This is a genomic window from Blautia sp. ZXY-1-B12 (assembly GCF_056339915.1).
Genome location: NZ_JBWJVP010000162.1, coordinates 1 through 9925, shown reverse-complemented (window position 1 = coordinate 9925; position 9925 = coordinate 1). Strand labels below are relative to the sequence as shown.

Sequence of the window (9925 nt, the reverse complement as noted above, 5' to 3'; positions counted from 1 at the left end):
GCAGCATCAGATGCTCTTCCGGAAAATGAATATATTTCGGAACTTTTGCACGCGGATCTTCCTCAAAATTTCCTTTGGGACACATCCACCAGACCGGCTGACAGTCTCCGCCTTTCTTGTTCTTCAGTAAATACTGATGTTCAAAGGTCGTTTCAATATATTCCACAACTTCCACTTCCATGTGGTTCTCTCCGCCTTCAGATGCACCTTTCATCCAGTGACCGCGGATTCCCACATGCGTAACATCATCCGGCACCACATCTTTGGTCTGCAGCATCAGATCCCAGTCCACTGCATAAATACTGTGTTTTCCCATTTTCTGTACAGTTGAGAAATTTTTACACCCTGTCAGTCTGGCTGCCTGCAGGATACCCAGGTCGTTCAAAGAGTTTCTTGGTTTCTCCTGTAGTAAGTGCCTGACCGCTGTCCAGAATTGTCAGATGTCCGCAGAACTTGTAAGCCTCATCACGGCTGTGAGTGACCAGAATCATATCACCTGTGTACTCATTAAGAAAGTTCTGCATATCACGCTGCATGATATCTTTCAGATATCCATCCAGTGCTGAGAACGGTTCATCCAGAAGGATGACTTCCGGTTCTCCGATCATCATTCGTGCCAGTGCGACACGCTGCTGCTGACCTCCGGAAAGCTGGCCCGGATAACGCTTCTCCAGCCCGTTAAGCTGATAACGCTCTATGTAATCTGCCACTTTTGCCTTAAGATGTTTCTTATCACCTCTGTATCCGCATGCGATATTCTTCTCTACAGTCATGGTAGGAAAAAGTGCATAGTTCTGAAAAAGATAGCCGACCTTCCTCTCCTGCGGTTTAAGATTGATTTTCTTTTCTGAATCAAAAAGAACTTTATCATTTACAACAATTCTTCCTGAGTCCGGTGTCTGGATTCCTGCAATACAGCGCAGAGTCATACTTTTTCCGCTTCCGGATGCTCCAAGGATCCCCATTGGAGAACCATCACTCTCCAGCTTTACTTTCAGAGTGAAGCCATGAAGTTTCTTCTCAATATCCACACTGACTGCCATTACATCCACCTGCCCATCTTCATTCCCTTACCGGAAACGATATTGATCGCCGCAACGATCACAAATGAAATGATCAAGATCACAACTACCCAGAAACCGGCCATGCCATAATTTCCTGCCGCAGTCTCCGAAGCAATGGCAACGGAAACGGTTCTGGTCTTGCCAAGAATGTTTCCTGCGAGCATGGATGTAGCACCGTATTCTCCGATTGCTCTGGCAAAGGCAAGGACTGTACCGGATGCGATTCCGGGTCCTGCTATCGGCATGACAACTGTCCAGAAGATTCTTCTGTCACTCATGCCAAGTGTCTTGCCTGCTGCGATCAGATTCACATCCACCTGTTCAAATGCAGCGCGTGCATTTCGGTACATCAGTGGAAACGCAATTACAGATGCTGCGATCACGCAGCCCTTCCAGGTCTGTACGATCTTAATATCAAAATTATCCAGCAGAAATGCCCCGAACGGACGTCTCAGACTGAACAGCAAAAGCAGAATGAAACCGGCCACTGTCGGGGGAAGTACCAGAGGCATGGTCAGAATACCATCCAGTATGCCTCTGGAAAAAGGTTTCATCTTCATTACCAGTCTCGCAAAGAATATTCCCAGAAAGAATGCGATCACAGTCGCTGTGAAACCTGTTTTCAATGAAATCCACAAGGGACTCCAGTTTATTTCTGCCAGAAATTCACTCATTCTTATTTAGCTTCCTCTGTTGTCTCTGTCTCAGCATTTGTTTCTGTGTCATCTGCTTCTTCTGTTGCTTCTGCATCTTTATCATCTGTTTCGGAAGCATCATCTGCTTTGTATGCTGTGAATCCGTATTTCTCGAATACTTTCATAGCGTCGTCAGATTTGATGTACTCAAGGAATGCTTCTGTAGCTGCTGTATCATCTTCAGATGCCTCTTTGTCTTCGATAAGGCCTACCGGATAGAGAACAGGTGTCTTCAGTGCATCTGCCGGAGCTTCTGCGATAACGTCTACTTTATCTGCAACGGAAGCTGCATCTGTAGCATAAACGATACCGATCTCATTACTTCCTTCACTTACTGCAGCAAGAACTTCAGATACATTTTTACCTTCATTGATTTCCATCTTATTTACTTCATCTGTAATTCCAAGATTGTCGAAAATTTCTCTGGAATACTGTCCAACAGGAACGCTGTCACCTGCAAGTGCGATGTTGGCCGCATCTGTGATGTTCTCGAATCCTGTAACTTTTGTTTCTCCATCCTTAGGTTTGATCAGAACGACTTTGTTCTCAAGGATATCTTCTACAGTATCTTTCTTAGCCAGATCTTCGTCTACCAGAGCGTCCATCTGCTTGTCAGCTGCTGAGAAGAAGATATCGCAGCGTGCGCCTTCTTCGATCTGTGTCTGTAATGTGCCTGAGCTGTCTGCATTGTAGAGGATTTCAACATCAGGATATGTCTCATTGAAATCTTTCTGGATTTCTTCCATTGCATTGCTTAAGCTTGCTGCGATGAATGTGTTGACTTCACCTTTTAAGTCTGTATCTGCTGCGAAAACTCCTGTGCTGAACATTCCTGCACTCAGTACTCCTGCCATCATTACTGCAATTAATTTCTTTCTCATGTTTTTTACCGTCTTTCATTCAGTTTTGTTTTGTTTTATTGAGTTTTGTTTTATTTTGTGTCTATTGTACAAAACTTTTGTATTCTTGTCAATTTTATTTGTATATGTTATCATGTAAATGATAGCAGATTGAAAGCCTTATTTTTATCGGCAAAAACAACTTTCCGGCCTTTGATCGGGTATCAGATAAATTTATAGAAAAAAATAATAAACAGCGAGGTGATTATCATGAAATTAAGTGCACGCAATCAGTTAAAAGGGAAAGTAGTAAGTATCAATAACGGAGCTGTAAACTCCATCGTTTCTATTGATATCGGCGGTGGAAACATTATCACAGCAACCATCTCCTGTGCAGCAGTTGAAGAATTAAACCTGAAAGTAGGTTCTGATGCTTATGCAGTGATCAAAGCTACTAATGTCATGGTAGGTATTGATGAATAAACTTTACACAGCTCAGGAGGTCGCAGACCGTCTGAAGATCAAAAAGACAACGGTCTATGAACTTATCAAGCGCGGTGAGCTGGAATCTTCCAAAATCGGAAAACAACTCAGGGTCAGCGAAGAGCAGTTGACACAGTATCTTAACAGAAGCAGTTCCGGCAATTCCGAAAGCGGGCAGGATATTCCATACACTTCTGTTAATTTTGAACCTGAGAGTTCTCTGCTGAAGAGAGATTATCTGCTTCATTCCAGTGGTATCATTTTAGGCGGCCAGACTTCTGCCGCCCTGGAGCTTCTTCTCGGCAAAATGTCCGCTCATCCTGATGGACTTCCTGTCCTGCAGTCTCATATGAATGACTATAACGGACTTTATTCCCTGTATTTCGAAAAGGCACATATCGCTGCTACCAGTCTGGATATAGATGATATCCGTCACCTGGTTCCCGGAATCCCGCTGATACTTCTTTCTTTATATAAATACTCTGTCGGCTTCTATGTACAGGCCGGAAATCCTGAAAAGATTTCTTCTGTGGAGGACCTGACGGATCCGAAAGTTGTTTTTATGAATCGTGAAAAGGGAAGTGCCCGCAGGGTTTATCTGGACCGTCTGTTAAAAGAACGGGGAATTTCTTCTGAAAAAATCAGCGGATACAGAAATGAAGCTGTCTCTGATATGTCATCTGCATCTGCTGTTTTTGAGCACAGAGCGAATGTTGCTTTTGGAGAAGAAATGATCGCACGTTACTTTCCGGGACTTGATTTCGTCCCTGTGACTGATATGCAGATGTATCTGGCAATTCCTGCGGAATCTGTGAGAAAGCCGGGGTTCTCTGCTCTTGTGGAAATTGTACAGTCTGAAGATTTCAAAACTGAGATTCATCATCTGACAGGTTATGATACCTCTTATACCGGCGAAATGATCTGCATATAAGAAACCTGTAACATAATAAAAAGCCCTGCTGTCCGGGATATACGCTTATGACGTACATGCCGCTTATACAGCAGGGCTTTTCTTATACATTATTTACAACCAAGAAGTGTTTTTCCGATAAAGTATCCAAGCACCAGAATACCAAGTGCGATTCTGTACCATCCGAATGCCTTAAAGTCATGTTTCTTTATGTATCCCATCAGGAATTTGATCGCGATAATGGAAACTACAAATGCCACTACCATTCCCACGATCAGGATCATCACCTCTGTTCCTGTGAAAGAGAAACCGAATTTCAGGATTTTCAGAAGACTGGCTCCGAACATGACCGGGATTCCCAGGAAAAAGGTAAATTCTGCTGCTACTGTACGGGAGGTTCCTGCAAGGATACCACCGATAATGGTGGAACCTGAACGGGATGTACCCGGAACTACGGAGAGTACCTGGAACAGACCGATGATGAGTGCAGTCTTAAATGATAGATTTTCCAGATTTGTACAGATTGGTCTTCTTCTCTTGTTATAATTCTCAATGACAATGAAGAGGATACCATATACGATCAGTGCAATGGCAACTACTACATAGTTATTAAATTTCTCTTCAATGACATCATTAAACGGAAGTGCGATAACAATCGTCGGTATACAGGCTACTATAATTTTAAACCAGAGTACCCATTTCTCTTTATCACAGAACTTCTCCACAAAAGTAAGAATTCCTCTGGATACTGCACCATGCCTGTTAAGCACTGCCTGCTGTTTCTTTGAAATTGGTCTGATATAAAACGGCCACAATTTGTTCCAGTAGAGAACTACAACCGCGAGGATCGCGCCAAGCTGGATCACTACGAAGAACAGATTCTTAAAATCCTCTGTCACATTCAGTTTCAGGAACTCATCCACCAGGATCATATGTCCGGTACTGCTGATCGGGAGCCATTCTGTGATTCCCTCTACAATCCCAAGGAAAATGACCTTTAACAGTTCAATAAAATCCATAATCTTTCCCTTCCTGTTTTCTTTTTTGTTGTTATTCTTATTTACAACGATTTTCAACCGGATCAGACAGGTTTCTGCCAGATAATAAGTAATGCAAAAGACCCACATATATCTATCTGACTCACTGTAAATACTCATATGATTATATTACACACCATGCCACTGATACAACTGTAATCTGTATTTTTCCTGCTGATTCTATAAGATAAAAACAGCCGCCTTTTCTCCGACAGAGAAAATTACGGCTGCTTTTCATCATTTCATATTATTTATCAGTTCTTTATCTTCTTGCAATCGTAGCAATATCAATAAGAGATAAATTGTTCAGGTCTGTATTCTCAAGGCTGGTTGCCAGTGCTTCTGCTGTATCCAGAGAAGTAAGGACATTGACACCTGTCTCGATGGCGTTACGTCTGATGACGAAACCATCTTTCTGATGCTCTACACCCTGTGGCGGAGTATCGATGACAACGTCGATCTTATGACCAAGGATAAGGTCCATAAGGTTCGGTGCAGGCTGCTCCAGCTTATTTGTACGGATAACTTTGATTCCGTTTTCTTTGAGGACTTTTGCAGTTCCCAGTGTAGCATAGATTCTGTATCCAAGTGCTTCGAATCTTCTTGCGATCGGGATGATATCCTGTTTGTCTTCGTCTTTAACAGTGATGATCATGTTTTTATGTTTCGGAAGACGGATACCTGCTCCAATAAATGCTTTGTAAAGCGCTTCATTGAATGTCTCAGCAATACCAAGGCACTCACCTGTTGACTTCATTTCCGGTCCAAGACTGATATCAGCACCGCGGATCTTCTCAAATGAGAATACAGGCATCTTAATCGCATAGTGTTTTGCTTCCGGCTGAAGTCCCGGTTCATAGCCCATGTCTTTCAGCTTGTATCCAAGGATTACCTTCGTTGCAAGAGGAACGATCGGAATTCCTGTTACCTTGCTGATGTACGGTACAGTACGGCTGGAACGAGGATTAACCTCGATCACATATACATCATCTCCAAGAACAATGAACTGGATGTTGATCATACCGATAACATGCAGTGCTCTTGCAAGACGTCTGGTGTATTCTGCAATTGTCTCTTTTGCTTTCTCGCTGATGGTCTTAGCCGGGTATACGGAAATACTGTCACCGGAGTGGATTCCGGCACGCTCGATATGTTCCATAATACCAGGAATCAGGATATCCTCGCCATCGCATACAGCATCTACTTCGATTTCCTTACCCATCAGGTATTTATCAACAAGGATCGGGTGCTCCTGTGCGATCTGGTTGATCACACCGATATACTCTTCTACGTCCTCATCGCTTACAGCGATTCTCATGCCCTGACCACCAAGTACATAAGAAGGACGAACCAGAACAGGATAACCCAGCTCATTTGCTGCTTTCTTAGCTTCCTCAGCAGTAAATACTGTCTGTCCCTTTGGTCTCGGGATCTCGCATTTTTCAAGAATCTCATCAAAGAGCTCACGGTCCTCTGCTGCATCTACGTTCTCCGCAGATGTTCCGAGAATCTTAACGCCCATCTTTGTCAGTGCTTCTGTTAATTTGATAGCTGTCTGACCACCGAACTGTACAACTGCTCCGTCCGGTTTCTCGATATTTACTACATTCTCAACATCTTCCGGTGTCAGAGGCTCGAAATACAGTTTATCTGCAATATCAAAGTCTGTACTTACTGTTTCCGGGTTGTTGTTGATGATGATGGTCTCATAGCCTTCTTTTGCAAATGCCCATGTACAGTGTACGGAACAGAAGTCGAACTCAATACCCTGGCCGATACGGATCGGACCGGAACCAAGTACCAGGATTTTCTTTTTATCCGGTGTTGCTACTGCTTCATTCTCTGTGCCTTCATCGCCGTATACAGAATAGTAATATGGTGTTGCTGCCGCAAACTCTGCAGCACAGGTATCAACCATCTTATATGCCGCTTTAATCTGATATTCTTCACGAAGAGCTTTAATCTCTTCTTCTGTCTTGCCTGCCAGACGTGCAACGATGTAGTCCGGGAATTCCATGCGTTTTGCTTCAAGGAGAAGCTCTTTTGTGAGCTTTCTGGTCTTAAGAGCATTTTCCATGCCTACAAGGATTGCAATCTTATCGATGAACCAGATATCAATCTTTGTGATGTCGTGAAGCATGGACTGCGGCATACCACGGCGGATTGCTTCTGCAATCTTCCAGATTCTGCGGTCATCTACGATTTCCAGCTCTGCAAGAAGTTCCTCGTCTGTAAGCTGTGTAAAATCGTAGGACATCAGGCTGTCTACGTGCTGCTCAAGAGAACGGATGGCCTTCATCAGGGCACCTTCGAAGTTATGGCAGATACTCATAACCTCACCTGTTGCCTTCATCTGAGTAGTAAGGGTTCTCTTTGCAGTAATAAATTTATCAAATGGAAGTCTCGGGATCTTAACTACGCAGTAGTCAAGCATTGGCTCGAAACTTGCATATGTTTTTCCTGTGATCGCATTCGGGATCTCATCCAGTGTGTAGCCCAGGGCAATCTTTGCTGCAACCTTTGCGATCGGGTAACCTGTTGCCTTACTTGCAAGTGCAGAGGAACGGCTTACACGCGGGTTTACCTCGATTACACAGTATTCAAAGCTGTCCGGTTTCAGAGCGTACTGAACGTTACATCCACCTGTGATTCCAAGTTCTGTGATGATGTTCAGGGCTGAAGTACGGAGCATCTGATATTCTTTATCTCCCAGTGTCTGAGATGGAGCAACTACGATAGAGTCACCTGTGTGGACACCAACCGGATCAATGTTCTCCATGTTGCAGACTGTGATGCAGTTTCCTGCGCTGTCACGCATTACTTCATATTCAATCTCTTTCCATCCTGCGATGCAGCGCTCTACCAGTACTTCACCTACACGTGAAAGACGGAGACCATTCTCCAGGATTTCACGGAGTTCATATTCATTATGGGCGATACCGCCGCCGCTTCCACCGAGTGTGTAAGCAGGACGAAGAACTACCGGATAACCGATGGTGTTTGTAAATGCAAGACCATCTTCTACTGTTGTAACAACCTTGGATGCTGCGATCGGCTCACCGATCTTCTCCATGGTATCTTTAAATTCCTGACGGTCCTCTGCCTTCTTGATTGTCTGGGCAGTTGTACCGATCAGTCTTATATTGTGTTCTTTGAGGAAACCTTTCTCATCCAGCTCCATGGCAAGGTTTAATCCCGCCTGGCCGCCCAGTGTAGGAAGGACGCTGTCCGGTTTCTCTTTCAGGATAAGCTGTTCTACTACTTCTACTGTCAGAGGCTCGATATAAACTCTGTCAGCGATATCTTTATCTGTCATGATGGTTGCAGGGTTGGAGTTAAGAAGAACAACCTCAATGCCTTCTTCTTTCAGGGAACGGCATGCCTGTGTTCCTGCATAGTCAAACTCTGCTGCCTGGCCGATGATAATCGGGCCGGAACCAATTACAAGTACTTTTTTAATGTCTTTATTTCTTGGCATTATTTATTTCCTCCCATCATATCCATAAATCTGTCAAACAGGTAACTGGAATCCTGCGGTCCCGGGCATGCTTCAGGATGGAACTGTACAGTAAAGATATTCTTTCCTTCGTATGCCATACCTTCGTTTGTGCCGTCATTGACGTTAACGAATGCAGGTTTTGCAATGTTTTTCTCTTCAAGTCCCTCAGCATCTACTACATAGCCATGGTTCTGGGAAGAAATGTAAACACGTCCTGTTGCAAGGTCTTTGACCGGATGATTTCCGCCTCTGTGTCCGTATTTCATCTTATGGGTATCTCCACCTGTTGCAAGAGCCATAAGCTGATGTCCAAGACAGATTGCGAAGATCGGAACTTCAGAATCATATAATTTTTTTATTTCCTTTATAATAGAAGTACATTCCTTTGGATCTCCAGGGCCGTTACTTAACATAATGCCATCCGGATTTGCCTCCAGAATCTCTTCCGCAGGTGTCAGTGCCGGATAAATTGTAACCTCACATCCTCTTTCATTCAGGGAACGTGCAATGTTTCTCTTTGCTCCCAGGTCAAGAAGTGCTACTTTCGGACCGTCGCCTTTTAAAATCTCTTTCTCGCGGCATGTTACCTTCTCTACTACCTTACCTGTTGTATATGCTTTTAACTGGGGGATAATTGTATCTAAATCATAATTTTCATTGACGGTGATCATACCGTTCATGGTACCTTTCTCACGAAGGATTTTCGTTAAGGCTCTGGTATCAATTCCGGCAATACCTGGAATATCATGCTTTGTTAAGAAATGCTGAATCGTGTCCACGCTTCTGAAATTACTTGGGACACGGGATAATTCGCGGACAATAAAGCCGTCCACCCATGGCTTTGATGACTCCTGGTCATCATAACAGATTCCGTAATTCCCAATGAGGGGATAAGTCATACATACTGCCTGTCCTGCATAGGAAGGGTCGGTCATTACTTCCAGATAACCGGTCATGGAAGTATTAAAGACGATTTCGCTGATAACGTCTCTCGTTGAACCAATGCTTGTACCTTTGAACACATGGCCATCTTCTAATATCAGAAATGCTTTCATACAATCTCCCTTTCTTATCTTTATATTGTGTCTATCACTTATTTTTTCCTAAATCTTCAAGATTGTATCACAGCAAAGTGCTTTTTTCAACCTTATAAGGTACTAAAAATAATTAAGTTGATATTAAAAACTTTTTTGTAATTTCAGGCAGATCCAATCACATGCATTCACTGCTTTCTCACATCCAAATACCTCTATAAAATTTAAATCATCCTCTTCTCTGTGCAACTCTACACCGGATAACTGCTCCGCAGTTTATCAGAAGAAGCTTACACTTCTACGTAACAAATTGTGCGTTTTGAGGATACTGTAAAAAAAATTAAAAAAATTTCAAAAAAGCTAT

8 protein-coding genes and 1 pseudogene are annotated in these 9925 nt (G+C 43.3%); 2 read left to right on the top strand and 7 right to left on the bottom strand.

Features of this window, described 5'->3' with window-relative positions; translation table 11 throughout:
- From AC075L_RS08265 to modA, 4 genes and pseudogenes are all read right to left on the bottom strand, one after another.
- Window positions 1-385: pseudogene (locus tag AC075L_RS08265) on the bottom strand (ABC transporter); the annotation flags it as partial.
- A complete protein-coding gene (locus AC075L_RS08260) occupies window positions 339-1043 on the bottom strand; it encodes a sulfate/molybdate ABC transporter ATP-binding protein (protein WP_476387535.1) in 705 nt (234 codons plus the stop codon). The pseudogene AC075L_RS08265 and the gene AC075L_RS08260, both read right to left, overlap by 47 nt.
- Window positions 1043-1738, bottom strand: a complete 696-nt coding sequence (modB, locus tag AC075L_RS08255) for a molybdate ABC transporter permease subunit (protein WP_055053000.1) — start codon at window positions 1736-1738, stop codon at window positions 1043-1045. Before modB ends, AC075L_RS08260 begins: the two co-directional genes overlap by 1 nt.
- A 2-nt stretch (window positions 1739-1740) precedes the next feature.
- Window positions 1741-2640 carry a molybdate ABC transporter substrate-binding protein gene (modA, locus tag AC075L_RS08250; RefSeq protein WP_055053001.1) on the bottom strand — a complete coding sequence of 300 codons (900 nt, stop codon included), beginning with the start codon at window positions 2638-2640 and terminating at the stop codon, window positions 1741-1743.
- 228 nt (window positions 2641-2868) lie between these two features.
- Here modA and AC075L_RS08245 point away from each other — a divergent pair, with 228 nt between their 5' ends.
- Window positions 2869-3081 (top strand): TOBE domain-containing protein, encoded by a 213-nt coding sequence (locus AC075L_RS08245; RefSeq protein WP_008706085.1) that lies wholly within the window; start codon window positions 2869-2871, stop codon window positions 3079-3081.
- Entirely contained in the window at window positions 3074-4012 is a 939-nt protein-coding gene (locus AC075L_RS08240; protein ID WP_055053002.1) for a substrate-binding domain-containing protein, read from the top strand. The genes AC075L_RS08245 and AC075L_RS08240 overlap by 8 nt, the downstream gene beginning before the upstream one ends.
- Before the next feature lie 89 nt (window positions 4013-4101).
- Here AC075L_RS08240 and AC075L_RS08235 read toward each other — a convergent pair whose 3' ends face one another.
- From AC075L_RS08235 to AC075L_RS08225, 3 genes are all read right to left on the bottom strand, one after another.
- Window positions 4102-5010 carry an undecaprenyl-diphosphate phosphatase gene (locus AC075L_RS08235; protein ID WP_055053079.1) on the bottom strand — a complete coding sequence of 303 codons (909 nt, stop codon included), beginning with the start codon at window positions 5008-5010 and terminating at the stop codon, window positions 4102-4104.
- 280 nt (window positions 5011-5290) lie between these two features.
- Window positions 5291-8506, bottom strand: a complete 3216-nt coding sequence (carB, locus tag AC075L_RS08230) for a carbamoyl-phosphate synthase large subunit (protein WP_022380221.1) — start codon at window positions 8504-8506, stop codon at window positions 5291-5293.
- Window positions 8506-9582: a carbamoyl phosphate synthase small subunit gene (locus tag AC075L_RS08225; protein ID WP_022380222.1), complete on the bottom strand. Its 1077-nt coding sequence runs from the start codon at window positions 9580-9582 to the stop codon at window positions 8506-8508. Before AC075L_RS08225 ends, carB begins: the two co-directional genes overlap by 1 nt.
- Window positions 9583-9925 lie beyond the last annotated feature (343 nt).